The following is a 23,577-nucleotide window of genomic DNA, read 5'->3' as shown; positions in this document are numbered from 1 at the left end:
TATATGCCCATCGAAAAATCGGAACTCGGCCGAGTTGAGCTTGGCAAATACTATGCCACCAACGTGTTTCTGAAGGGCGTGATCGGCGCCATGCACCTGTTGCCTTACGAGCGCCGCCTTGCGGCGATGGGCGCGATGGTGCGCCGTTTGTCGCCACTGGTGGGGTTCCGCAAGCGGGTGGAGAAGAACCTGAAACTCACCTGCCCCGACCTGCCGTCCGACGAGGTCGACCGGATCTGCCGCCAGGTGCCCGACAATGCCGGGCGCGCGATCATGGAACATTTCTCGCCCGAGGATTTCACCGACCGCCAGAGAAACGCCAAGGTGTCCGGCGCGGGCGTTGCGGCCTTTGATCAGGCAGTGGCCGAGGGGCGGCCGCTGATGATGATCACTGCGCATTTCGGTCACTATCTGGCCGCGCGCATCGCGTTGCAGACCCGCAGCGGCAAGCCGATCGGGTGCCTCTATCGCCGCATGGCCAACCCCTATTTCAACGAGATGTATGTGGACGCGTTCCACCGCACCGGCGAGCCGATGTTCGAACAGGGCCGCAGGGGCATGATGGAAATGGTGCGGTCACTGAAACAGGGCGGCATCATCGCGATTGTCTCGGACCTGCACGCGCATGGCGGCGAGGAACTGACCTTTTTTGGCAAACCTGCAGTCACCTCGATCCTGAATGCGGAACTGGCGATCAAATACGGTGCGGTTATGATCCCATGTTATGCCGTCCGGCAACCCAACGGGGTCGATTTCGAAATCGTTCTGCACGACCCGGTGCCGCATTCCGATGCCAAGACCATGACGCAGTACATCAATGACGACCTCGAAGCGATGGTGCGTCAGCATATGGGCCAGTGGTTCTGGATCCACCGCCGCTGGAAAGCGTGGAACGGTCTGGGCGTTCAGCCCGAGGACATGCCCTGATCACTCGACCGTGGCGGCGGCGACGATTGGCCCCTGATCGGCGTGCTGCACGATCACGACGGCAGGGAGATGAGGATCGAGCGAGGTGGTGAAGTTCGCCTCTGCTGATCCGCTCCATTGGCCCGCAACCTGCCAGCTTTCCACTACGTTGGCATAGTTCAGGTCATGCCCGGCCAGCTCTCCGCGTTTGATCGAGGCATGGCGCAGCGGGGAATACTGAACGACCTGGATCGAGTAGGTACCACGTTCCGTCAGGCTGAGCGGCGCAACGTCGATTGAAAGATCGTCACCATTGCGGACCGCGGAAACGCTGACAACATCCGGCCGGGCGCTGTGAAGGCGGATCAGCCGCTCAAGTTCGCGCCCTTTGGCACCGACCACATCGTGCTGACCGTTGATCACCATTTGCGGCGTATAGATCATCGATCGGCCGCCCTCGCGCGCATAGGCGCGTTGGCGCTGGGCATGACTGGGATCGGCATACTCGTCTTTCCAGCCGATGTAGTCCCAGTAATCGACATGCAGGGCCAGGCCGATCACGTCGTCGCGCTGCGCCAGTTCGTGCATGATCCGGTCTGCCGGGGGACACGAGGAACAGCCCTGCGAGGTGAAAAGCTCGACCACGACAGGATTTCCTTCGGCCGATGCCGGCGTGATCGTGGACAGGCAGAACAATGCGGCGGCGAACGATTTGAACATGGGTGGCCCCGGTTGAATTGGGATGGTTATCATGGTGTAGAACGCCTGCCGTTCAACCGCTAATCAAGGTTTCTTGAGTTGGATGTCAGCGGATCGGTCAAAAATGTGTGCAATGGTATACAAAAATTGCCGCACCCCCCGTCTTGGACCTTGAACGCAGGCCGTTCGTGATGCAGATAGCCATCAGCGAATCCCATTTCCACGCATTTTGACAGGGAGGCCACGGATGCCCATCAAAGTTGGACAGGATACCGCCAAGACACGCAAGACGCTGAGCGTGAATGGCAAGTCCGTTTCTTATTATTCGATCCCCGCCGCGCAAGAGGCCGGCCTGGGCGATTTCTCAAAGCTTCCCGCCGCGCTGAAAGTGGTTCTGGAGAACATGCTGCGGTTCGAGGACGGCGGATTCTCGGTGTCGGTTGACGACATCAAGGCCTTTGCCGAATGGGGCGCCAAGGGCGGCAGGAACCCGCGCGAGATTGCCTATCGCCCTGCCCGCGTGCTGATGCAGGATTTCACCGGCGTTCCCGCCGTGGTGGACCTGGCCGCGATGCGCGACGGCATCAAGGGCCTGGGTGGTGACGCGCAGAAGATCAACCCGCTGAACCCGGTCGATCTGGTCATCGACCACTCGGTCATGATCGATGAGTTCGGCAATCCGCGCGCGTTCCAGATGAACGTGGACCGCGAGTACGAGCGCAACATGGAGCGGTATCAGTTCCTGAAATGGGGCCAGAACGCGTTCAACAATTTCCGCGTCGTGCCGCCGGGAACCGGCATCTGCCACCAGGTGAACCTGGAATATCTGGCGCAGACTGTCTGGACAGACACCGACCAGAACGGCGACGAAGTCGCGTACCCCGATACGCTGGTCGGCACCGACAGCCATACCACCATGGTCAACGGCATGGCCGTTCTGGGCTGGGGCGTTGGCGGGATCGAGGCCGAGGCCGCGATGCTGGGCCAGCCGATCTCGATGCTGATCCCCGAGGTGATCGGTTTTGAGCTGACCGGCCAGATGGTCGAGGGCACCACCGGCACCGACCTGGTTCTGAAGGTCGTCGAGATGCTGCGCGCCAAGGGCGTGGTGGGCAAGTTCGTCGAATTCTACGGCACCGGCCTTGACCGTCTGCCGCTGGCCGACCGGGCAACCATCGCCAACATGGCACCTGAATACGGCGCCACCTGCGGCTTTTTCCCGATCGACGGAGAGACCCTGCGCTATCTGCGCAATACCGGCCGCGACGAGGACCGGATCCAGCTGGTCGAAGCCTATGCCAAGGAAAACGGGTTCTGGCGTGATGCCGATTACGCCCCTGTCTATACCGACACGCTGAGCCTGGACATGGGCACCATCGTGCCCGCCATTTCCGGCCCCAAGCGCCCGCAGGACTATGTGGCGCTGACCGATGCCAAGACCGCGTTCACCCGCGAGATGGCCGAGACCTTCAAGCGCCCGATGGGCAAGGAGGTTGCGGTCAAGGGCGAAGATTACACGATGGAATCGGGCAAGGTGGTGATCGCCTCGATCACGTCCTGCACCAACACCTCGAACCCCTACGTGATGATCGGCGCCGGTCTGGTGGCGCGCAAGGCCGCCGCACTGGGGCTGAACCGCAAGCCCTGGGTCAAGACCTCGCTGGCGCCGGGAAGCCAGGTCGTCAGCGCCTATCTGGAGGCCGCCGGCCTGCAGGAGGATCTGGACAAGATCGGCTTCAACCTTGTGGGTTATGGCTGCACCACCTGTATCGGCAACTCGGGTCCGATCCAGAAGGAAATCAGCGAAGCGATTGCCGAGGGCGATCTGGTGGCCACCAGCGTTCTGTCAGGCAACCGCAACTTCGAAGGCCGTATCTCGCCCGACGTGCGCGCCAACTATCTGGCCTCGCCGCCGCTGGTGGTGGTCTATGCGCTGGCCGGCACGCTGGATATCGACCTGACATCCGAGCCGATCGGCACCGACAAGGACGGCAACGATGTCTATATGAAGGACATCTGGCCGACCCAGAAGGAAATCGCCGACCTGGTCGAAAGCACTGTGACCCGCGAGGCATTCCAGTCGAAATATGCCGACGTCTTCAAGGGTGACGAGAAGTGGCAGGGTGTCGAGACCACCGATGCCGAGACCTATGACTGGCCCGCGACCTCGACCTATATCCAGAACCCGCCCTATTTCCAGGGCATGGGAACGGAGCCGGGCACCATCACCAATATCGAGGGCGCCAAGGTACTGGCGATCCTGGGCGACATGGTCACCACCGACCACATATCGCCCGCCGGGTCCTTTGCCACCACCACGCCCGCAGGCAAGTATCTGACCGAGCGTCAGGTGGCGCCGCGCGAATTCAACTCGTATGGCTCGCGCCGGGGCAACCACGAGATCATGATGCGTGGCACCTTTGCCAATATCCGCATCAAGAACGAGATGCTGGACGGGGTCGAGGGTGGCTATACCAAGGGGCCGGATGGCGCACAGACCTCGATCTATGACGCGTCGATGGCGTATCAGGACGCGGGCACGCCGCTCGTGGTCTTTGGAGGCGAGCAGTATGGCGCGGGGTCTTCGCGCGACTGGGCGGCCAAGGGCACGGCACTGCTGGGCGTCAAGGCGGTAATCGCCGAGAGCTTTGAGCGTATTCACCGTTCGAACCTGGTCGGGATGGGCGTCATCCCGTTCGAGTTCACCGGCGGAGACACCCGCAAGACGCTAGGCCTGAAGGGCGACGAGACGGTTTCGATTTCGGGGCTGGACACCATTCAACCGCTGCAGGAGGTGCCTTGCACCATCACCTATGGCGACGGATCGGAGAAGACCATCACCCTGAAATGCCGGATCGATACCGCGCCGGAGATCGAGTACATCGAAAACGGCGGCGTGCTGCACTATGTGCTGCGCAATCTGGCCAAAGCCAGCTGAGACAGAACGCTTCAGTAGCATTTGAAGGGCGCCTGCGGGCGCCCTTTTCTTTTTGCGAGGCTCTGCCTCGCGCTCCGGGGTATTGGGAACCAGAAAGAAGCGGCTTTCCTCCTGCGCCTTTATCGCTAGGCTGGCGGGATGAAAAAAGTTGCATTGGTGACAGGCGGCGCGCGGGGGATCGGGCGTTCGATTGTCGACGATCTGGCGCGGGACCATTCGGTTGCGTTCACATGGCGGTCGACGGAACCGGCGGGAGCCGGGGATGGCAAACTGGCGATCCGAGCGGATCTGACCCGACCGGATCGGGCCGAAGAGGTTATTTCGCAGGTAATCGGACAGTTCGGCAGGCTGGACGTGATCGTCAATAATGCAGGATTGATCGCGTCCACCCCCAAGGACGCATTTGACGCCGAGGCGCACCGGGCCATTCTGGATCTCAACCTGCTGGCGCCCGCCGCGCTGTTGGCTGCTGCCCTGCCGCATCTGGACGCCGGGGCGGCAATTGTCAGCATCTCGTCGGTCAACGCGGTGCTGCCGCCGCGCGATGCGGCGACATACGGGGCCAGCAAGGCGGCGCTGAACCTGTGGACGCGGGCGATGGCCAAGGAGCTTGGTCCGCGGGGCATCCGGGTAAACGGGGTGGCGCCGGGCGCGATCAACACCCCCGAAGCGCCGCGCGCCGACGACCTGACCGATGCGTTTGTCAGGGACACGGCGCTGGGCCGGATCGGGACACCCGAGGACGTGGCCCGCGCGGTTCGGTTTCTGGCCTCGGACGCGGCGGGGTTTATCACGGGCGAGATCCTGACGGTGTCCGGAGGCTACCGGATCTAGGTTCTGGACCTTCGCGCGATAATTGTGCAGGCTTTTCAGATTGCTGAACCGGAGGGGAGACCGGGATGCCCAAGCCCAACGCCTTGCTGACATGCTCTTTGTGCGTGATCGCGGTGGTCGGGGTCTGGGGCATTGTCGACATCGAGGGTCTGGTGACCTGGGCCAGCGGGATCGTTCAGCAGAGTTTTCACAGCCGGGGCTGGTTCGTGATGCTGGCCGCGTCGGGTATGCTGATCGGCTGCCTGGGGCTGGCCTTTTCCGGATATGGCGACATACGGCTGGGCAAGGATGACGAAACGCCGGAATTCTCGACCGCCTCGTGGATTGCGATGCTGTTTTCGGCGGGCATGGGCGTGGGGCTGCTGTTCTGGGCGGTGGCAGAGCCGCTGACCCATTACCGCTTTATCTCGGGCATGGCGCCGGATTTCCTTGCAGCGCAGCAGGCCATGCTGGCCACCAATTTTCATTGGGGGCTGCACGCCTGGGCCATCTATGGTTCGACCGCGCTGACGATTGCCTATTTCAGTTTTCGGCGTGGTACCGGCATGATGGTCAGCGCGCCCATCAGATCCCTGTTTCCCGGTGAGCGTTGGGCCGAGCTGGTTGGATGGCTGTCGGATTTCATGGCCATTATCGCGATCGCCATCGGGGTTGGCGGGTCGATGGCGATGGGTGTTTTTCAGGTGGCGGACGGTCTTGCGGTGATGGCCGGAAAGGATGCGACCGGGCCGGTTCTGATCGGCGGGGTATTTGCGGCCATGGTCGCCGCCTATGTCCCTGCCCTGATGATCGATCTTGGTCTGGGCATGGCGCGGCTGTCGAACGCGGCGATGGCGATCGCCATCGCGCTGGTGGCCTATACCATCATTCTTGGCCCGACCGAATACCTGCTGAACACGGTGGTTCAGGGGTTTGGCGACTATGTGACCAATGTCATCCCCCGAGGCTTTCAGACCTATACGTTTTTCGGCGACGAGGTAGCCAAGTGGTTCAGTGACTGGACGCTGACCTATATGGTCTGGTGGATCGCGTGGGGGCCGTTCGTGGGTGTTTTCGTCGCCCGCATCTCGCGTGGGCGCACGATTCGTGAGTTCGTGATCGGGGTGCTGTTCGCCCCCACCCTGTTTTCGATCCTGTGGTTTGGCGCGTTCGGGGGCATCGGCCTTTTTGAGGCGCTTAACGGTGCGGGAGAGTTGCTGGCCCTCACCCAGACGAATATCGAGCGCGTGACCTTTGCCCTGCTCGACCGTCTGCCCCTGTCCGCTGTGACCACGCTGGCGACGGTGCTGGCCGCGTTCCTGTTCATCGTGACAAGCGTTGTCAGTGCGGCCTTTGTGCTGGGGACATTCTCGACCGGGGGCGATCCCAATCCGGCGCCGCGCGTGCGTCTGATCTGGGGCGCTCTGCTGGGGTTGCTGAGCGTCGCGATGATCCTGTCGGGGTCGGTGGACTCGGTCAAGATCCTGATATCGCTGGGTGCCTTGCCCTTTGTCTTTATCTCGGTCCTGCTGATGGTGTGCCTGTTCCGTGGCCTGCGCGAGGAGGGAGCACGCGATGCTGGTCGGTGACCTGACGGATACCGTGATGAACCTGGTGACCTTTGCCTTTATCGCGGCGATGGTCTGGATCCTGCTCAGGCCCTGAGCCCGTCTATTCCGACGTGGCGGCCTCCATCGCGGGGCGCAGGCGGTTGGTCAGTTCGCGTTGCGTCAACGGCCCGGCGACACGCAGGATGATGTGGCCCTCGCCATCGACAAGGAAGGTTTCCGGAACGCCGTAGATTCCCCAGTTGATGTTCATCGCCTGCTCGGACGCGCCGCCGGCGGTATAGGGATCGCCCAGCTCGTCCATGAAGGCCAGTGCGTTGTCGGGATCGTCCTTGTAGTTGGCGCCCAGAACGGTGATGCCTTCCTGTTTCAGCGCCTCGAGGTTTGGGTGTTCGGCGCGGCAGGGAGCGCACCAGCTGGCCCAGAAATTGACCAGCTTGATCTTGCCGTCGCGCAGGGTCTCGTCCGACCACAGCGCCTTGTCGCCCAGTTGCACCAGTTCGACCGCCGGAGCCTGCTTGCCGGCCAGTGCGGTGGGCAATTCGTCCTTGTTGTCGCTGCGGAACATCTGCATCACCGCGAGGGCGACGAACGCGCCGAAGATCAGCGGCGGCGCCAGCATCAGGGGCGAAACCTTAGCCATTCCGGGTCATCCTTTGTTCGACCTTTTCCATCTCGGCCCGCACCTTGCGGCCACGCACGAGGCTGAAAATCACCAGTGCCACAAGCAAAAGCACCGAGGCGGCATAGGCCGACAGGACCGTGTCGGCATATTTTCCAAGATCGGGGATCATGCGTTGACCCTTTCACGCGCCAGAAGCGCCTTGATGCGCCGGGCCCGGATCTCGGTTCCGGTGCGGTAGAAGACCAGCGCGATGAACAACAGGACAAAGCCGATGATGCACATCAGCAGCGGGTAGAAGAAGATGTTGCTCACCTTTTCTTCGGTGTCGGTTCCCGTGATCGCCCCGGCCCGCATGACCGATGCGCCCTGATGCAGGCCCTGGTTCCAGAAATTCACTGCGTAGCGGCTGAGCAGCGCAAAGACCGAACCGACCAGACACAGCACCGAGGTCAGATCAGCGGCGGTGTCGGGGTCCTCGATCGCCTCCCACAGGGCGACGTAGCCCAGATAGAACAGGAACAGGATCAGGAACGAGGTCAGGCGTGGGTCCCAGGCCCACCATGTGCCCCACATGGGCTGACCCCAGATCGCGCCGGTAGCCAGCGCAATCAGCGTCATGACGATGCCGATGGGGGCCGCCGCACGGGCGGCAAGCGCGCTGACATGGTGGCGTCGCACCAGCCACACCAGCGAAGTTGCCAGCATCATCAGCCAGCAATTGATCGCCATCAGCGCCGCGGGCACGTGCAGATAGATGATCTTGACGGTCGAGCCCTGCTTGTAGTCGTCGGGCGTGAAGAAGAAGCCCCAAACGAGGCCCACCACCAGAAACAGCGCGGAGGTGACCCAGAAGAATGGCAGCACGCGCTCGGTCGTGGCCAGAAACTTCTTGGGGTTGGCGTATTCCCAGAGGGCGTTGGCTTTGGTTGCTAGTGACATGGGGCTTATCTAGTCCGAGTCGGGTCCATTCTCAATTGACAAAGGTCAACGCAGGTTCACGCGCAGCACCGCAGCGCTGGCAAAGGGCAGAAGGGCAATGGTGGCGGCGGTGATCCCGGCGAGCATTAGCAGCGGTGTCGTGGTCTCCATCCCCGTGGCGCCGCGCCGGGCGACCTCGGCCCCGAAGATGAGGGTTGGTACGTAAAGCGGCAGGACCAGCAGCGACAACAGCAGGCCGCCGCGTTTCAGCCCCACCGTCAGGGCCGCTCCGAAAGTGCCGATGACGCTGAGCGCCGGGGTGCCGATGGCGAGCGAGACCACCAGCCAGAAGAACCCGGGCACAGGCAAGTTGAGCAAAACGCCCAGCACGGGGGCGGCCAGAACCAGCGGCAGGCCGGTTGTGATCCAGTGGGCTAGAGCCTTGATCGTCACCACCGATTCCAGAGGCAGCGGCGCGGTGGCGAGCAGATCGAGCGAGCCGTCCTCCCAATCCAGCGCCAGCAGGCGGTCCAGCGACAGAAGACAGGCCAGCAGCGCGCCCAGCCACAACACACCGGGCGCGATGGTAGACAGGAGCGAGGATTGCGGACCAACGGAAAACGGCACCAGCACCGTGACGATCAGGAAGAACGCCAGGCCGAGGCCAAAGCCTCCGCCCGCGCGCAGCGCCAGCGTCAGGTCGCGCTTGAGCAGGGCGATCACAGGAAACCTCCGTCGAAGTCGTCGATGGGTTTCGGTTTGGCCTTGTAAGGCCCCACGTCGAGCACGTCGCCGTCAAGCCCAAGGTCGATATGGGTGGCGATCAGGGCCGAACCGCCCTGCCCCAGATGCGCCCGCACCGCGTCGGCGAACATCGCCACCGCATTGCGATCGAGCGACACGGTGGGTTCGTCCAACATCCAGATCGGGCGTCCGGTGACCAGCAGCCGCGACAGGCCGAGCCGCCGTTTCTGCCCCGCCGAAAGATTGCCTGCATGCCGGTCGGCCAGATCGTTCAGGTCAAAGGCGTCGAGCGCGGTTTGAATATCCGCAGCGCCAAAGACCGAGGCCCAGAACCGCAGGTTCTCGGCCACGCTCAGCGTCGGTTTCAGCCCGTCGGAATGCGCGGCATAGGCGATGCGATCCTCGGCCCCCGAGATGGCGCCCGCGCGCGCCGGTTGCAGCCCCGCCAGCGTGCGCAGCAGGGTCGTCTTGCCGATGCCGTTGGGGCCGCGCAGGATCAGCGCCTTGCCGGGCTCGAGCCTGAAGCTCAGCCCTTCGAGAACGGTCACGCCGCCACGCGTGATGGCCAGATCGGAAACGGAAAGTGTCATGGGGTCCGCTTATCCCATTGGACGCGACGGCAAAAGGCCGCTTTTGCCGCAGGGACCGGAGCGAGGGACCAGCCCCTCGCGCTCTCCGGAGTATTTGTCAACAGATGAAGGGCGCAGGTCAGACAGGGATCATCGCCAGGGCGATGCGCCGGCCCTCGGACAGAAGCACGTTGTAAGTGCGGCAGGCGGCGGGGGAATTCATCGGCTCTACCCCGATACCCGCCGCTTCGAGCGTGGTGCGCAAAGGGGCCGGGATGTGCGCCATCTCGGCACCGGTGCCGATGAAGAGCACGTCGATCCGGTCGGCAAGATTCAGCAACGGATCTATGTCATCATACCCGCCCCACGGGCCGGTTCCGGCGGGGCCGGTCAGGACGGCCCCTGCGAACAATTCCCCGCCGATGCGGAAGAAGCCGGGGCCATAGCCATCGACCGGTTTGGCATCGGTATATGTGACCTCGTTCAGGCGCATCAGGCGTCGATATTGGCGAACTGGTTGCCCGAGGTGTTCGAGGGCTTGGACCAGTCGCGTTTGACGCCCAGCCACAACAGGATGGTCGAGGCGACGAACACGGTGGAATAGGTTCCCACGATCACGCCCCAGATCATCGCGAAGACGAAGCCGCGGATCACGTCGCCGCCCAGCACGTAAAGCGAGACCAGCGCCAGCAGCGTCGTCAGCGAGGTCATCACCGTGCGGCTGAGGGTTTCGTTGATCGAGATGTTCAGCACCTCCTTGAGGTCCATCTTCTTGTATTTGCGCAGGTTTTCGCGTACGCGGTCGAAAATCACCACCGTGTCGTTCAGCGAGTAACCGACAATCGTCAGAAGGGCCGCGATGATCGCGAGGTCGAACCGGATCTGAAGTTCGGAAAAGATGCCGATGGTCAGGATGACGTCGTGTACCAGCGCGGCCACCGCGCCGATGGCAAACTGCCATTCGAAGCGCATCCAGACATAGATCAGCACCGCGCCGATGGCGAGGGCGACGGCGATGACCGCCGACTTGATCAATTCGCCCGACACTTTCGGACCGACCGATTCCACCGACACGAACTGGATGTCGGGCGCGGCCTGGCTGAGGGCGCTTTCGACGGCGGCGATGGTTTCGGTCGAGACCGCCTCGGCCTCGTCCTGGGCCTGAATGCGGATCATGGCGACGTTTTCATCCTCGCCGAAGGTCGGGTCGAAGATTTCGGTGATGGTCACATCGCCCAATCCCAGTGGCGAGACCGCATCGCGATAGAGGCCCACGTCAACCGGTTGGGTGCTTTGGGTTCGGATCGTGGTGCCACCACGGAAATCGATGCCGAAATTCAGCCCCTGTATCATGAACGAAGCAAAGCCCACCACGACCATCAGGGCAGAAATGCCCAGCCACAATTTCCAGCGCTTGAAGAAATCGAACGAGGTTTCGTCGGGAACAAGTCTCATACGCATGTCAGACCTCGATCGTTTTCGGGCGGCGGCGTTCGAACCACATCACGATCATAACACGGGTCACGAAGATCGCGGTGAAGACGGATGTGATCAGGCCGAGGCCCAGAGTGATGGCAAAGCCGCGAACGGGGCCGCTGCCGATGGCGAACAGGATCACCGCCGTGATGAAGGTGGTGATGTTGGCGTCAAGAATGGCCGATAGGGCCTTTTCATAGCCGAGCTCGATCGCGCGAGCGGGTCCCTTGGCGGTTCTCAGTTCCTCGCGGATGCGTTCAAAGATCAGCACGTTGGCGTCCACCGCCATACCGACTGTCAGTACGATCCCGGCGATGCCTGGCAGCGTCAGCGTGGCGCCGATCAGCGACAAGAGGCCAAAGATCAGGCCCACGTTGATCAGCAGGGCGATATTGGCGAAGATGCCGAACAGACCATAGCTGAGCGCCATGAAGCCCAGCACGGCAACGAAGGCCACGATGGTCGCCACCTTGCCCGCATCGATGCTGTCCTGACCCAGTTCCGGGCCGATGGTGCGTTCTTCGAGGAATTCCAAACCGGCAGGCAGCGCACCGGCGCGCAGCAGCACGGCCAGGTTGGTGCTTTCCTCGACGGTGAAGCGGCCGGTGATGATGCCCGAGCCGCCGGGGATATGGCTTTGGATCACCGGGGCCGAGATCACCTCGTTATCCAGAACGATGGCGAAAGGGGCGCCGATATTGTCGCGGGTATAGTCGCCGAATTTGCGCGCCCCCGAGGTGTTGAAGCGGAAATTTACCGCAGGGCGCCCGTTCTGATCGAACGAGGGCTGCGCATCGACCAGTTCCTCACCGGTGACGACGGGGGCGGATTCGATGATGTAATAGACACCCTCTTCGTCGATCGACGGGATGACTTTTTCGCCTATTCCCGGTTGGGCGTCGGGATCGGTGCCGCGCGAGACGACCGGGTTGAATGTCAGCTGTGCGGTCGTTCCGATGATGTCTTTCAACTCGGATGCGCTGCCGATGCCGGGCACCTGAATCAGGATGCGATCGGCGCCCTGGCGCTGGATGGTGGGCTCGCGGGTGCCGACCTCGTCGATCCGGCGGCGCACGATTTCCAGCGCCTGCCGAACGGTGCGATCGTCAGAGGCCAGTTTTTCAGCCTCGGACAGCTGAACCACGATGACATCGCCGTCGGCGCGCACGTCGATATCCGACGCCCCCGCTCCTGTCAGGGTCTGGATCGGGCGCGACAGGCCGCGGACTGTTTCGAGGGCGCGGGACATGCCTTCGGGCTGGCTGATCCGGATGCGAATCTCGTCCGGGGCCGAGGGCTGCTTGCGGATGGTGCCGACCGTCGCGCGTTCGTCGCGCAGCGCGTCGCGGATTTCGGGCCACATCGCCTCCATCCGGGATTCGTAGACATCACCGACCTGAACCTCGGCCAGCAGATGCGCACCGCCGCGCAGGTCGAGGCCCAGATTGACCAGAGACGACGGCATCCAGCCTGGCCACCGACCCGCGACGGCCTGCATCTCGGGCGTATCGTTGCCCAGTTCGATGGCGGTCCGCGCGTCGTTCGATTGCTCGACGCGGGTATAGAACGCATTTGGCAGGGCCAACAGCAGGCCGATCACGCAGACCGACCAGATCAGAACCCGCTTCCAGGTATCAATTTGCAGCATTACCCTGCCTTTTCAAGGAATTGCGGAACGAAGTTATTTCGCCGGTTCGGTCTTGTTCAGAACCTGCGCGATAGTCGCCTTGACCACCCGCACCTTGACGCCTTCGGCAATCTCGACCTCGATTTCGCCGTCTTCCTTGACCTTGGCAACCTTACCGATGAGGCCGCCTTGCGTGACCACCTGATCACCCCGGCGCAGCGCATCGACCATGGCCTGATGGGTCTTCATCTTTTTCTGCTGCGGACGGATCAGCAGGAAGTACATGATGCCGAAAATCAGGATCAGCGGGAGAAACTGGGCAATTGCGCCACCATCCATGGGATATTCCTTTGTTTTGACGAGGCGGGGTCAACCCCGCAAATTTGCCGGGAACCTATGCGTTGACGCGGCAAGGTGCAAGCGGCGAAGGAGCGCTTGCGCCAGAGAAACTTTGGCGTTGCCGCCCGGCGGCATCCGCGTCGACCCTCAACTCAGCCACAGCAACACGGCCGAGAGCGTGACAAAGGCCAGGAAGGTTGCCGCCAGCAGGGCGACCGAGGCGATGCCCTCCTGCCCCTGCTCCTGCGCCAGCACAGTGCAGACGCCGAATATCGGCATGGCGGCGGACAGGATGACGACACTTTTCCGGTCTGGAGAAATCGAAGCGAGGCCCGGGACAGCCAGCAAGTTTTGCCCCAACAAGGAAAACTGGCCGAAACAAACCCGTTTCCACCTGCGATGACAAGCTCTCATTCCCTTCCTGCCGCTTCTTTCTGGTCTCAAATACCCCGGGGTGAATTGCCCGCAGGGCAAAAGGGGCAGCGCCCCTCAACCAATCCGTCCTTGCCAACTGTTGACGTTCCGTCCGAGACGGAATTAGGCTTGCAACAGGTGACGCGTATCTCCTCCGGCTCAAGGGTGGCTGGCCATCCGCGCCGGGGCTTGTCGAGGGCATTGCAATGCATCCATATCTGAATACGCGGCGTCGTGTTCTGTTCCGGGCCGCCCGTTCCTATGACACTGCCGATACCGCCTGGAAGGCCGGGTTGCGCGAAGCTTCGGCGTTGGTTCCGGAAACCATCGGTCGAAGCCGCTGGATGATCGGCAACCCGGGATCGCGCATTCGAAGGCTGTATGACGACCGGGAAAAGGCGCTGCAAAGGCTGGCGGTTGCGCATCTGAAACTGAAGATCGCGCAGGACAGGCTGGCGCGGCGACAAAATGCGCTTTCTCCGCGTACCGTCATGTTGTTGACCCGGTCCTGAGACTGCGCTGATATCGAATGGTATTCAACAGCCACGAACAGGTCGTGACAGATGAACGACGATCCCTATGCCATTCTTGGCGTTACAAAAACAGCGACGCAGGATGAAATAAAGAAAGCCTATCGCAAGCTCGCGAAATCCCTGCATCCCGACCTTCACCCCGACGATCCGGACAAGAAGGCGCAGTTTCAGGCGGTCTCTGCCGCCTATGACCTGTTGGGCGATCCCGACAAGCGCAAACGCTTCGATGCCGGCGAGATCGACGCCAGCGGACAGGAGCGGCCCGAACGGCAGTATTATCACCACTATGCCGGGCAGGATGCGGGGCGCCGTTACGATCCGGGCGGCGGGCCGGGTGACTACGAGGACATGTCGGACCTGTTCTCTGAACTCTTCGGGCGGCGCGCGCGGGGCAGCGGCGGGGGGTTCCGGCAGGAGGTCCATGCTCGGGGTGCGGATACACGTTATCACCTCGACGTGGATTTCCTCGATGCCGCGCAGGGCGCAAAAAGCAGCGTCACCATGCCGGACGGGAAAAAGATCGAACTCTCGATTCCCGCAGGTGTCAGGGACGGTCAGACCCTGCGCCTGCGCGGCAAGGGCGGGCCGGGTTATGGTCAGGGGCCGGCGGGGGATGCGTTGGTGACCATCGGCGTTCGGCCTCATCCGGTGTTTTCGCGAGACGGCAGCGATATCGAGATGGAGTTGCCGATCACCTTTGACGAGGCGGTACTGGGGGCAAAGGTCGATGTACCGACGATCTCGGGCACGGTGTCGATGTCGATCCCGAAAGGGGCATCGTCGGGGCACCGGTTGCGGTTGAAGGGCAAGGGGATTGCCCCGCCAAAAGGCGCGGCCGGGGATCAGTATGTGCGCCTGAGAATCATGCTGCCAGACCGGATCGACGCCGGGATGGAAGACATGGCCAGGCGCTGGCGGGATCACGCGGGCTTCGACCCGCGCAAGGATATGCGGAGGCGGGTATGAAACTGGATGAACGCGCCGTTGTTCAGCGCATCGAACGCCTGAGCCTGCGGGAATTGCGGGTCTGGGTTCGCGAAGGTTGGGTGCGCCCGGCGCAGGGCAGGACAGGCCCGGTTTTCGACGAGGTTGATATCGCCCGCCTGCGCCTGTTATGCGATCTGAGAAAGGAAATGTCGGTTCCGGCAAATACCGTTCCTGTCGTGCTGACGCTCATCGACCGTTTGCACCAGACGCGCCGCGAATTGCGACGCCTGACCGATGCGCTGGAGGCAGAACCCGACGAGGTGCGGACCGCCGTGATCGCGCGGTTTCATGCCATGCGGGATGATGCGGAGGATTGATGCCGCCGTGAACCCGGTGCGCCGCAAAGGCAGGACGATAATTTCAGTTGCTTTTTTCCGCGATTCGGCGCTTAGGATTTCCTCGCGCTAGCCGCCGAGCGCGGGGGTTGCCCCCTCTTTCCGGCCCGGAAGGCGGCCCGGCCATTCCATGTAGAAGGAACAGGCGCATGATGATGGTGCGCTGCTACCTCGCCCCCTCCGAAATCGAAGGGTTGGGCGTGTTTTGTCATGACGATATTGCCAGGGGTGACAAGGTCTGGCGGCATGACAGAATGCTTGACATCACGTTCCCCGAAACCAAGCTCGACAATGTCGAGCCGCATGTCCGGGAGTTTCTGGAACGCTACAGCTATCCCGATATCCATCGTCCGGGATACCTGATTCTGGAAAGTGATGAAGGGCGGTTCATGAACCATTCGATGTATCCCAACCTGGATTTTTCGGGCGGGATCTGGGGCGTGGCCAAGGAAGACATCCCGGCAGGGGTCGAATTGACCTGCGACTATGCCGATTTTTTGACGGGTGACATCGTCATGCAACCGCCGCGTCACCGGGTGAGCCGGATCGAGGCGGTTTTGAATTAGTGAACACTCAGGCCGGGCCGCAACGCCCGGCCTTTTTCTTTGGGCAGTTCGGCTTGTACCGGCGAAATGTTCCAATTGTACCGGTTTTCGACCCCCACTTGTTCGTTTTGTACACTTGAATATCCTTGGTTTCAGCCACCTGCAGCGTCTTGGCATCGGCCCGATTTCTGCTCATGATGCACGCCAAACGCGAGTGAGGCCGAGCACGTGACCGAGATACCGATTGAGCCGGAACTGTTCTGGATATTGACAGGCGCGGGTGCGGTCCTGTTTGCCATTCTCGTGGTCTTTGTCGCCCTGCCCGAAGATAACCGCCCGGTCGATCCGCTGGTTCACGGTCAGAAGAAGATGGGGCTGTTGTTCAGGGTTCCGTTTTTGACGGATGCTATTTCAGAAGGACTTCCGGCCTAGAGAACGTTTTATTCAATTGTCGTGTCAGTGCCAGCCTGGTTCGTGACGCTGACTTAAGAGAACTGAAACTAAGCAATGAAACACTTAGCCATATTATTTGCGACGGGAGCGTTGAACGTGAACCCGAGCAAGAGCAACTGCACTGGACAAAAGACTTAACTGGCTGGGAAACTCTTAAGAACATTTGGCGCAGGTGGCAAAAATCCATCGGTTTCGATCCCAATGCCCCCTCGACATGGGATGAATGAACCACCCTACCCTCTGCCAGTCAGTTGAGGCATAAGGCGGGTATCGAGTCGCAATTCATCAAGGGAACCAAACCCATGCACGACATCCGCGCCATTCGCGAAAATCCCGCCGCCTTCGACGCCGCTCTTGCGCGCCGTGGGGACGCGCCGGTGTCGTCGGACCTGTTGCGTCTTGATGAAGAGCGCCGCGCCAAGATCCTGGCGGCCGAGACCGCGCAGGCCGAACAGAACAAGGCCAGCAAGGACGTGGGTGCCGCCAAGGCGCGCGGGGACGAGGCCGAATTCGCGCGGCTGCGCACGCTGGTGGCCGAGAAAAAGGCCGAGATCGCGCGGATGCAGAACGAGGCCAAGGACCTTGACGCGCTGCTGAACGACCAGATGTCGCGTATCGCCAACCTGCCGGCGGACGACGTGCCGCAGGGAGCGGACGAGAACGACAATGTCGAGATCAACCGCTGGGGCACCCCGCGCGAAATGGGGTTTGCGCCCAAGGAGCATTTCGAGATCGAAGCGGTGCAGAACGGCATGGATTTCGAAACCGCCGCCAAACTCTCGGGCGCGCGCTTTGTGCTGCTGTCGGGCGGTGTTGCACGCATCCACCGGGCGCTGGCGCAGTTCATGCTGGACACGCATATCAACGAAAACGGCCTGACCGAGGTCAACGGCCCGGTTCTGGTGCTGTCGGAAATGATGCAGGGCACCGGCCAGTTGCCGAAATTCGGCGAAGACAGCTATCAGACCCGCGAGGGGTGGTGGCTGATCCCGACCTCCGAAGTGTCACTGACCAATATCGTCAGTGATTGCATTGTCGAGGAAAGCTATCTGCCGCGCCGCTATACCGCGCATTCGCTGTGCTTCCGCTCGGAGGCCGGATCGGCGGGCAAGGACACGCGCGGCATGCTGCGCCAGCACCAGTTCGAAAAGGTCGAGATGGTGTCGGTCACGCATCCCGACAAATCGGAAGAGGAACAGAAGCGCATGCTGCGCTGCGCCGAGGGGATTCTGGAAAAGCTGGGCATTCCCTATCGCACCGTGGTGCTGTGCACCGGCGACATGGGGTTCGGCGCGCGCCGTACCTATGACATCGAGGCGTGGCTGCCCGGGCAGGACACCTATCGCGAAATCAGTTCGGTCTCGACCTGCGGCGATTTTCAGGCGCGCCGGATGAATGCGCGCTTTCGCCCCGAAGGCGGCGGCAAGCCGGAATTCGTGCATACGCTGAACGGATCGGGTCTGGCCGTCGGGCGCTGTCTGATCGCGGTGCTGGAAAACGGCCAGAACGAGGATGGCACCGTCACCCTTCCCGAGGTTCTGGCCCCCTATCTGGGCGGCAAGCTGACGCTGCAGCTGGACGGTACGCTGGCATAAGAAAACCGGCGCCGCGGATCGCGGGGCCGGTTTCGACGGGACAAGGGGGAGGCGTTACTTCTTCCCCTTTTTCTTGTCCTTCTTGTCCTTCTTGTCTTTCTTTTTCTTGTCTTTTTTCTTTTTGTCCTTCTTGGCCTTGATCTTGTCCTTGGCCTTTTTGAACTTTGCCTCCATCTCGGCCTTTTTCCGGGCGGCTTTTTCGGCCTTGGCCTTTGCCTTGGCTTTCTTGCGGGCCTTGGCCTCGATCTTTTCGAGCTCGGCCGCTTCCTGCGCTGCCTTACGGTCGGCCTCGGCCTTTTGAACCTCGCTCAGGACCACGACAGCGGCCGGTGCCGGGCGGCGGCTTTTGGCCTTGCTTGCCGCCGGTTTGCGACTACGCGTGGCACGCGCCAGTGGTTTCGCCGCGGGTTCGGATACGGCAAGTTCGCGGGCCGCGGCGATCAGGACGGGCGCGCGCGCCTTGCCGATGCCGGGCACCTTGATCAGTTGCTCGGGCGTCGCCTTGGCGAGCGCCGAGACGTTTTCGATACCGTGGTCCTTGAGGGCATTGGCCAGTGCCGCGCCAATGCCGCGTACGAGTGTGACCGGGCTCATTTCTGCTCCTTGTGTTGCCTGGGGCGCGCGTTTCAACATGTATCTATCAGGTTATCCGGCCGACGCCACCGGATCGGCCGAAGAGCTGTCGGGGAACGGCACGAGGCGCTTTGCGTCTTCGTCCCACAGCTTGAGATTCAGCGCCGCCACCGCCTCGGGGAACTTGATGCGGCGCGGGGTGTATTCGGGTGGCAGGTTGTAGTGGCAGGCGCGCAACCGGTAGGAGGGGATGCGCGCGTTGAAGTGGTGGATGTCGTGCAGCGTGATGCAGGCCACCGACGCATCGAACCACCAGCCGAAATCCAGCGCCGACGAGCCTTGCAGCGCGGCCAGTTGCGGGTCGAGATCGGGGCGGCGATCCCAGTACGTGTCCTCGAAATTGTGCTGCAGATAGACAAGGAACACCCCGAGCATGCCGCCGAGGAAGGAAAAGGCCAGCCACAGCAGAACGCCGGTTTTGCCTGTGGCCAGATACAGCAGGCCCAGCATCGCCACGATCGACAGGTTGTGCAGCACCACGCCCCGGACACCGAACCGGGTGGTGTTCTTGGGCCAGCGATAGCGGATGAAATAGGTGAACAGCGCCCCGATCGGCACCAGGAAGAACGGGTTGCGGTAGAGCCGGTAGAACAGGCGCGTCTTCCAGTCCGCCGCGTTCCATTCCCGCAGGGTCATGGTGTGGATCTCACCGGTTTCACGGTGTTCCAGGTTGCCGACGCCTACGTGATGCAGGTTGTGGTTCTGCTTCATCACCTCGAAAGGAGCAAAGGTGAAGGGCGACAGCACATGGCCGGCCAGTTCGTTTTGCCCGCGTGTCTTGAACAGGGAATGGTGGCCGCAATCGTGTTGCAGCACATAGAGGCGCACGGCGCAGAAGGCAAAGACGATGCCTGCGGGGATCATGATGACCCAATGATCCACGTACCGGATCGCCAGCGCGAGCGCGGTGAAATAGACCGCGAATGTGCCGAAATAGCTGAACCCGGCACGGCGGTTGTCCTGCACCGCGTATTGACGTGTGTAACTTCTCAGATCCATGCCGTACGCTCCCCACGATGGCTGGCCCAAACTGTGTTCAAAAATGGGTGCGGCCTGCAGGGATGCAAGCCGCGCGCAGAATCTTGTGCGCGCATTCATGCTAACGCCATAGGTCGAGCGTTGTCACGTGTCTGAGGTGAAAATGCTGCGAATTGGCGCAGTTACGCCTTGCGATTGAGGTGCTTGGCCAGCGCACCGGCGTTTTTCTTGCGCCGTCCCTTATAGGGGTTCTTGTCCCCCTGCCCGCGCAGGGTCAGACGGATCGGGGTGCCGGGCATGTCGAAATCGGCCCGCAACCCGTTGACCAGATAACGCGTATAGCTTTCCGGCATCTTGTCGGGGTGCGAGCACATCACCACGAAACCGGGCGGGCGGGTCTTGGCCTGGGTCATGTAGCGCAGCTTGATCCGCTTGCCCTGCGGCGCTGGCGGCGGGTGCTGTTCCAGCATGCCGGTCAGCCAACGGTTCAGTGCCGCTGTCGGCACCCGGCGGTTCCAGACGTCATGGGCGCGCAGGATGGCGTCGTGCAGGCGATCAAGGCCCCTGCCGGTCTTTGCCGACACGGTGATCAGCGGCGCGCCGCGCAGTTGCGGCAACAGACGCTCGAACGCCTCTTTCAGTTCGCGCAGCTTGTCCTGCTTGTGGTCCTCGACATCCCATTTGTTGACGGCAACAACGACGGCGCGTCCTTCGCGTTCTGCCAGATCGGCAATGCGCAGATCCTGCTGTTCGAAGGGGATTGCCGCGTCGAGCAGAACCACCACCACCTCGGCAAATTTGACCGCGCGCAGGCCGTCAGAAACGGAAAGCTTTTCCAGCTTTTCCTGCACTTTCGCCTTTTTGCGCATACCGGCGGTATCGAAGATCCGCATCGGGGTGCCGTTCCAGTCGGTGCGCAGGGAAATCGCGTCGCGGGTGATCCCGGCCTCGGGTCCGGTCAGCAGGCGGTCTTCGCCGAGAATCTTGTTGATCAGGGTGGATTTACCCGCATTGGGGCGGCCCACCACAGCCACCTGCAGCGGTTTGGACGCGGTGATTGCCGGAACTGCGCCGTCTTCCGCATCTTCCTCGTCCAGATCCACGTCGGTTTCCGGCGCGTCCTCGGCGGCCTTCTCGGCCATCGCATCGGCCAGCGGCATGAGGTGCGTGTAAAGGTCGGTCATGCCCTCGCCATGCTCGCCCGACAGGCGGATCGGTTCGCCCAGCCCCAGACCGTAAGCTTCGAGCACGCCCGCATCCGCCGCCGCACCTTCGGCCTTGTTGGCCGCTAGAATGACATGATCGCAGCGCTTTCGCAGGATGTCGGCAAAGATCTCGTCCACCGGCGTGACCCCGGCACGGGCGTCGATCAGGAACAGGCAGACATCGGCCATGTCCACCGCGCGCTCGGTCAGGCGGCGCATGCGGCCCTGCAGGCTGTCGTCGGTGGCATCCTCAAGCCCCGCCGTGTCGATCACGGTAAAGCGCAGATCGCCCAGGCGCGCCTCGCCCTCGCGCAGGTCGCGCGTGACGCCTGGCTGGTCGTCGACCAGCGCCAGCCGTTTGCCGACAAGGCGGTTGAACAGGGTGGATTTGCCCACATTCGGGCGCCCCACGATGGCGAGGGTCAGGGACATGTCACTTTACTTTCAAGACTCAGACGCGCCCTATAACGCGTCTGGCCGTCAACGGAAAGCGTGCAATTGGCCCTTGGTCGACACGACATAGAGCGTCTGCCCCGCCACGACGGGCGCGGTGGACGCCCCGCCCGGCAGTTCGATGCGGCTGGTCATGACGCCGTCTGCGGGATTGTAGAAGCGCAGATATCCATCGCCCGAGGCGATGATGACCTTGCCGCCCGCCATGATCGGGCCGTAATGGGCATAGACCGCGCCGCGCTTGCGAGGCTTGTCCTTGACAAAGCCGGGAAGATCGCGCGCCCAGATGGTCGAACCGTTCGAGGCGTTCACACGCAACAGCTGATTGCGGTCGCTGACCATGAAGATGCTGTCACCCACGGGCCAGACCGGGCCAAGCGCGCCTTCGCTGGCGGTCCATTTCCGCTCGCCCGAGTCGGCCTGAAAGGCCACGGTGCGTCCGGAGTGGTTGCCGACATAGATCGTGTTGCCCGACACCACCGGCCCGCCGGTCACGTCACCGATCTGGGCGACGGCGCGACCCTGACGGCCACCGGCGATGGAAGCGTTCCACCGCACGATCCCGCCCCTGCGGAAGCTTGACGTGATATCGCCGGAGCCAAAGGCAAAAACCACCAGGTCCGAGGTCATGGCAGGGGCCGGAGCGCCCAGAACATTACCGACGCTGGGTGTCGCATCGACCTGCCAGGCAATGCGCCCGTCCTTTGTCCGGATCGCCCAGCCGGTGTCATCCCCGGCCACCAGATACAGAAGCCCGTCGCGAATCGTTGGCGTGCCACTGCCGGTGGCGTTCAGCCGCTGCTGCCAGCGGACAGCCCCCGTCTTGGCATCCAGCGCGGTCAGCCGGCCAAAACCCGAAGACACATAGAGAACGCCGCCATCATAGGCCAGCCCGCCGCCGGTGGCCTGTTCGGCGCTTTCACCCGTCGGGATGAGGTCGGTGCTCCAGACGGTTCCTCCCTGCGGCGTCACCGCGGTGACGGTGGCCGCCGAATCAAGCGTATAGATCAGGCCGCCAGCAACGACCGGGTCGGCGGTAATCCGTTGCCGGCGGGAATCGCCGCTGCCGATCGAGGTCGACCAGATTTGTTGCGGGGCGGCGCGCAGCGCGGGATTGGTGGTGCGATAGGCCGCCGTGCCGGGGCTTTGCGCCCAGGTCGCATTGTTCTGTTGCGAAGGAAGGCTGATGGGCTTGGACCCTGCCGCCTTGCTTACGGTGTCTTCGATGGGGCGGATATCCTCACGCTCGCCGGGCAGGATCGCTTCGGGTGGCTGGCATGCACCCAACGTCATGATCGCCAGCCCCATCAGCGTGACCCCAAGGCGGGGAAAGGTCGTATTAGCCATCGTATTCTGAACTCGCCTGTGTTTCACCAATGACCCGGGTCCGGGTCAGATCCGTTTCAGCCCTGCTGTCCGGGAATGGGTTCGGGCTTGCCGCCCAGCGCCACAATCAACTGTGTCGCGCGCTGTTGCAAGTCAACTCCGACCTCGGCGTCCTGCCGCAGGGCTTCGAGACGCGACAGGGCGGCGCTTGCATCGCCTTCGGAAATATCGATCAGGGCAAGCTGTTCCTCGGCCAGAAGGCGCAAGGGTGCGCCCGGCTGGGCCAGCGCCTCGAACTGTTGCCGCCGGTCGGCCACAGGCAGGGCGTCGCCCTGAATCAACAGCGCCTTGAAGGCCGCGATCTGGCGGTAAATCTCTGGCACTTCGCCGTTGGAAGCCACCTGATTCAATCCCTGAGCGGCGGAGTCGGCAGAACCGGAGCTTGCCTGGGCAGCTGCGATCATCATCTGCAGCACCGCGTCGCCACCGGCGGATTCGGCATTGATCTGTTCCAGACCGGCTGCGCGGCCCGCCGCGTCGTTCCGGGACAGGGCGGCGATGATTTCATCGCCCAGCTTTTCAGCCGCTGCCGTGGTTTGCGCCTTGCGGTATTCATTGAACGCGGCGCCACCCACGATGGCGACCACGGCCAGCGCCCCGACCCAGCCCCATCTTTTCAGCATCAGGAACAGGCGGTCGCGGCGGACCTCTTCGGTCACCTCATCGATGAAACTGTCAACGTCACTCATCCCTGCCCCCGGGTGTTGCTTCAGGCTGTACCGCGCCTGTCATACCCCGCAGCAACTTGCAAGCCAAGTACCCCGGATCGACCAATTCGATCTCCCTTGCGCTGTCAGTCCAAAAAAAATAAACTGAACTAGTCCGTTCAGTATGGACA

General features: G+C 62.3%; 27 protein-coding genes. 10 read left to right on the top strand and 17 right to left on the bottom strand.

Annotated elements, in window-relative coordinates:
- Window positions 1-3 precede the first annotated feature (3 nt).
- Window positions 4-927 (top strand): lysophospholipid acyltransferase family protein, encoded by a 924-nt coding sequence (locus tag AC2FMY_RS05695; protein WP_480749774.1) that lies wholly within the window; start codon window positions 4-6, stop codon window positions 925-927.
- Here AC2FMY_RS05695 and AC2FMY_RS05690 read toward each other — a convergent pair whose 3' ends face one another.
- Window positions 928-1,626: a DUF1223 domain-containing protein gene (locus AC2FMY_RS05690; RefSeq protein ID WP_496807111.1), complete on the bottom strand. Its 699-nt coding sequence runs from the start codon at window positions 1,624-1,626 to the stop codon at window positions 928-930.
- A 226-nt stretch (window positions 1,627-1,852) separates the two neighbouring features.
- Between AC2FMY_RS05690 and acnA the strand changes: the two genes are divergently transcribed.
- The 3 genes from acnA (at window position 1,853) to AC2FMY_RS05675 (ending at window position 6,945) form a co-directional block, all read left to right on the top strand.
- The gene (gene acnA / locus AC2FMY_RS05685; RefSeq protein ID WP_480749772.1) at window positions 1,853-4,543 is read left to right on the top strand and encodes an aconitate hydratase AcnA; all 2,691 of its coding nucleotides are present in this window, start codon (window positions 1,853-1,855) and stop codon (window positions 4,541-4,543) included.
- 138 nt (window positions 4,544-4,681) lie between these two features.
- On the top strand, window positions 4,682-5,377 hold the full coding sequence (locus tag AC2FMY_RS05680) for an SDR family NAD(P)-dependent oxidoreductase (RefSeq protein ID WP_496807110.1): 696 nt from the start codon (window positions 4,682-4,684) through the stop codon (window positions 5,375-5,377).
- Window positions 5,378-5,442: 65 nt separating this feature from the next.
- Window positions 5,443-6,945: a BCCT family transporter gene (locus AC2FMY_RS05675; protein ID WP_496807109.1), complete on the top strand. Its 1,503-nt coding sequence runs from the start codon at window positions 5,443-5,445 to the stop codon at window positions 6,943-6,945.
- Window positions 6,946-7,027: 82 nt separating this feature from the next.
- Here AC2FMY_RS05675 and AC2FMY_RS05670 read toward each other — a convergent pair whose 3' ends face one another.
- The 10 genes from AC2FMY_RS05670 to AC2FMY_RS05625 form a co-directional block, all read right to left on the bottom strand.
- Window positions 7,028-7,567 (bottom strand): DsbE family thiol:disulfide interchange protein, encoded by a 540-nt coding sequence (locus AC2FMY_RS05670; protein ID WP_480749769.1) that lies wholly within the window; start codon window positions 7,565-7,567, stop codon window positions 7,028-7,030.
- Entirely contained in the window at window positions 7,560-7,718 is a 159-nt protein-coding gene (gene ccmD, locus AC2FMY_RS05665; RefSeq protein ID WP_480749768.1) for a heme exporter protein CcmD, read from the bottom strand. Before ccmD ends, AC2FMY_RS05670 begins: the two co-directional genes overlap by 8 nt.
- On the bottom strand, window positions 7,715-8,488 hold the full coding sequence (locus AC2FMY_RS05660; protein WP_480749767.1) for a heme ABC transporter permease: 774 nt from the start codon (window positions 8,486-8,488) through the stop codon (window positions 7,715-7,717). Before AC2FMY_RS05660 ends, ccmD begins: the two co-directional genes overlap by 4 nt.
- Before the next feature lie 45 nt (window positions 8,489-8,533).
- Window positions 8,534-9,190, bottom strand: a complete 657-nt coding sequence (gene ccmB, locus AC2FMY_RS05655; RefSeq protein WP_496748086.1) for a heme exporter protein CcmB — start codon at window positions 9,188-9,190, stop codon at window positions 8,534-8,536.
- Window positions 9,187-9,801, bottom strand: a complete 615-nt coding sequence (gene ccmA, locus AC2FMY_RS05650; RefSeq protein ID WP_496747616.1) for a heme ABC exporter ATP-binding protein CcmA — start codon at window positions 9,799-9,801, stop codon at window positions 9,187-9,189. The genes ccmB and ccmA overlap by 4 nt, the downstream gene beginning before the upstream one ends.
- Before the next feature lie 118 nt (window positions 9,802-9,919).
- Window positions 9,920-10,273, bottom strand: coding sequence for an Mth938-like domain-containing protein (locus AC2FMY_RS05645; protein ID WP_496747614.1), 354 nt, complete (start codon window positions 10,271-10,273; stop codon window positions 9,920-9,922).
- Window positions 10,273-11,241: a protein translocase subunit SecF gene (secF, locus tag AC2FMY_RS05640; protein WP_496747610.1), complete on the bottom strand. Its 969-nt coding sequence runs from the start codon at window positions 11,239-11,241 to the stop codon at window positions 10,273-10,275. Before secF ends, AC2FMY_RS05645 begins: the two co-directional genes overlap by 1 nt.
- Window position 11,242: 1 nt before the next feature.
- Window positions 11,243-12,904, bottom strand: a complete 1,662-nt coding sequence (gene secD, locus AC2FMY_RS05635; RefSeq protein WP_496807108.1) for a protein translocase subunit SecD — start codon at window positions 12,902-12,904, stop codon at window positions 11,243-11,245.
- 33 nt (window positions 12,905-12,937) lie between these two features.
- Window positions 12,938-13,222: a preprotein translocase subunit YajC gene (gene yajC / locus AC2FMY_RS05630; protein WP_480749761.1), complete on the bottom strand. Its 285-nt coding sequence runs from the start codon at window positions 13,220-13,222 to the stop codon at window positions 12,938-12,940.
- 147 nt (window positions 13,223-13,369) lie between these two features.
- A complete protein-coding gene (locus AC2FMY_RS05625) occupies window positions 13,370-13,570 on the bottom strand; it encodes a hypothetical protein (RefSeq protein WP_496747606.1) in 201 nt (66 codons plus the stop codon).
- A gap of 272 nt (window positions 13,571-13,842) precedes the next feature.
- Between AC2FMY_RS05625 and AC2FMY_RS05620 the strand changes: the two genes are divergently transcribed.
- From AC2FMY_RS05620 to AC2FMY_RS05605, 4 genes are all read left to right on the top strand, one after another.
- Window positions 13,843-14,148 carry a hypothetical protein gene (locus AC2FMY_RS05620; RefSeq protein WP_480749759.1) on the top strand — a complete coding sequence of 102 codons (306 nt, stop codon included), beginning with the start codon at window positions 13,843-13,845 and terminating at the stop codon, window positions 14,146-14,148.
- A 51-nt stretch (window positions 14,149-14,199) separates the two neighbouring features.
- Window positions 14,200-15,135: a DnaJ C-terminal domain-containing protein gene (locus tag AC2FMY_RS05615; protein WP_496747604.1), complete on the top strand. Its 936-nt coding sequence runs from the start codon at window positions 14,200-14,202 to the stop codon at window positions 15,133-15,135.
- Window positions 15,132-15,473, top strand: a complete 342-nt coding sequence (locus AC2FMY_RS05610; RefSeq protein ID WP_480749757.1) for a chaperone modulator CbpM — start codon at window positions 15,132-15,134, stop codon at window positions 15,471-15,473. The genes AC2FMY_RS05615 and AC2FMY_RS05610 overlap by 4 nt, the downstream gene beginning before the upstream one ends.
- Window positions 15,474-15,640: 167 nt before the next feature.
- Window positions 15,641-16,057 (top strand): SET domain-containing protein, encoded by a 417-nt coding sequence (locus tag AC2FMY_RS05605; RefSeq protein WP_480749756.1) that lies wholly within the window; start codon window positions 15,641-15,643, stop codon window positions 16,055-16,057.
- Between the two features lie 7 nt (window positions 16,058-16,064).
- Here the strand turns inward: AC2FMY_RS05605 and AC2FMY_RS05600 are convergent, their stop codons facing one another.
- On the bottom strand, window positions 16,065-16,232 hold the full coding sequence (locus AC2FMY_RS05600) for a hypothetical protein (protein ID WP_496747602.1): 168 nt from the start codon (window positions 16,230-16,232) through the stop codon (window positions 16,065-16,067).
- Window positions 16,233-16,264: 32 nt separating this feature from the next.
- Between AC2FMY_RS05600 and AC2FMY_RS05595 the strand changes: the two genes are divergently transcribed.
- Window positions 16,265-16,468 carry a hypothetical protein gene (locus tag AC2FMY_RS05595; protein ID WP_480749755.1) on the top strand — a complete coding sequence of 68 codons (204 nt, stop codon included), beginning with the start codon at window positions 16,265-16,267 and terminating at the stop codon, window positions 16,466-16,468.
- 323 nt (window positions 16,469-16,791) lie between these two features.
- Window positions 16,792-18,084 carry a serine--tRNA ligase gene (gene serS, locus AC2FMY_RS05590; RefSeq protein ID WP_480749754.1) on the top strand — a complete coding sequence of 431 codons (1,293 nt, stop codon included), beginning with the start codon at window positions 16,792-16,794 and terminating at the stop codon, window positions 18,082-18,084.
- Window positions 18,085-18,138: 54 nt separating this feature from the next.
- Here serS and AC2FMY_RS05585 read toward each other — a convergent pair whose 3' ends face one another.
- The 5 genes from AC2FMY_RS05585 to AC2FMY_RS05565 form a co-directional block, all read right to left on the bottom strand.
- The gene (locus tag AC2FMY_RS05585; RefSeq protein WP_496747600.1) at window positions 18,139-18,678 is read right to left on the bottom strand and encodes a helix-hairpin-helix domain-containing protein; all 540 of its coding nucleotides are present in this window, start codon (window positions 18,676-18,678) and stop codon (window positions 18,139-18,141) included.
- A 51-nt stretch (window positions 18,679-18,729) separates the two neighbouring features.
- Window positions 18,730-19,716, bottom strand: a complete 987-nt coding sequence (locus tag AC2FMY_RS05580) for a fatty acid desaturase (protein ID WP_496747598.1) — start codon at window positions 19,714-19,716, stop codon at window positions 18,730-18,732.
- Window positions 19,717-19,877: 161 nt separating this feature from the next.
- Window positions 19,878-21,332, bottom strand: a complete 1,455-nt coding sequence (gene der / locus AC2FMY_RS05575) for a ribosome biogenesis GTPase Der (protein ID WP_496807107.1) — start codon at window positions 21,330-21,332, stop codon at window positions 19,878-19,880.
- Window positions 21,333-21,380: 48 nt separating this feature from the next.
- Window positions 21,381-22,700 (bottom strand): PQQ-like beta-propeller repeat protein, encoded by a 1,320-nt coding sequence (locus AC2FMY_RS05570; RefSeq protein WP_496807106.1) that lies wholly within the window; start codon window positions 22,698-22,700, stop codon window positions 21,381-21,383.
- 56 nt (window positions 22,701-22,756) lie between these two features.
- Window positions 22,757-23,428 carry a hypothetical protein gene (locus AC2FMY_RS05565; RefSeq protein WP_480749749.1) on the bottom strand — a complete coding sequence of 224 codons (672 nt, stop codon included), beginning with the start codon at window positions 23,426-23,428 and terminating at the stop codon, window positions 22,757-22,759.
- Window positions 23,429-23,577 lie beyond the last annotated feature (149 nt).

The sequence above is a fragment of the Ruegeria sp. YKSE079 genome (genome assembly GCF_059612845.1).
The sequence above is the reverse complement of the archived record's forward strand: the minus strand, read 5'-3'. Positions and strand labels throughout refer to the sequence as shown.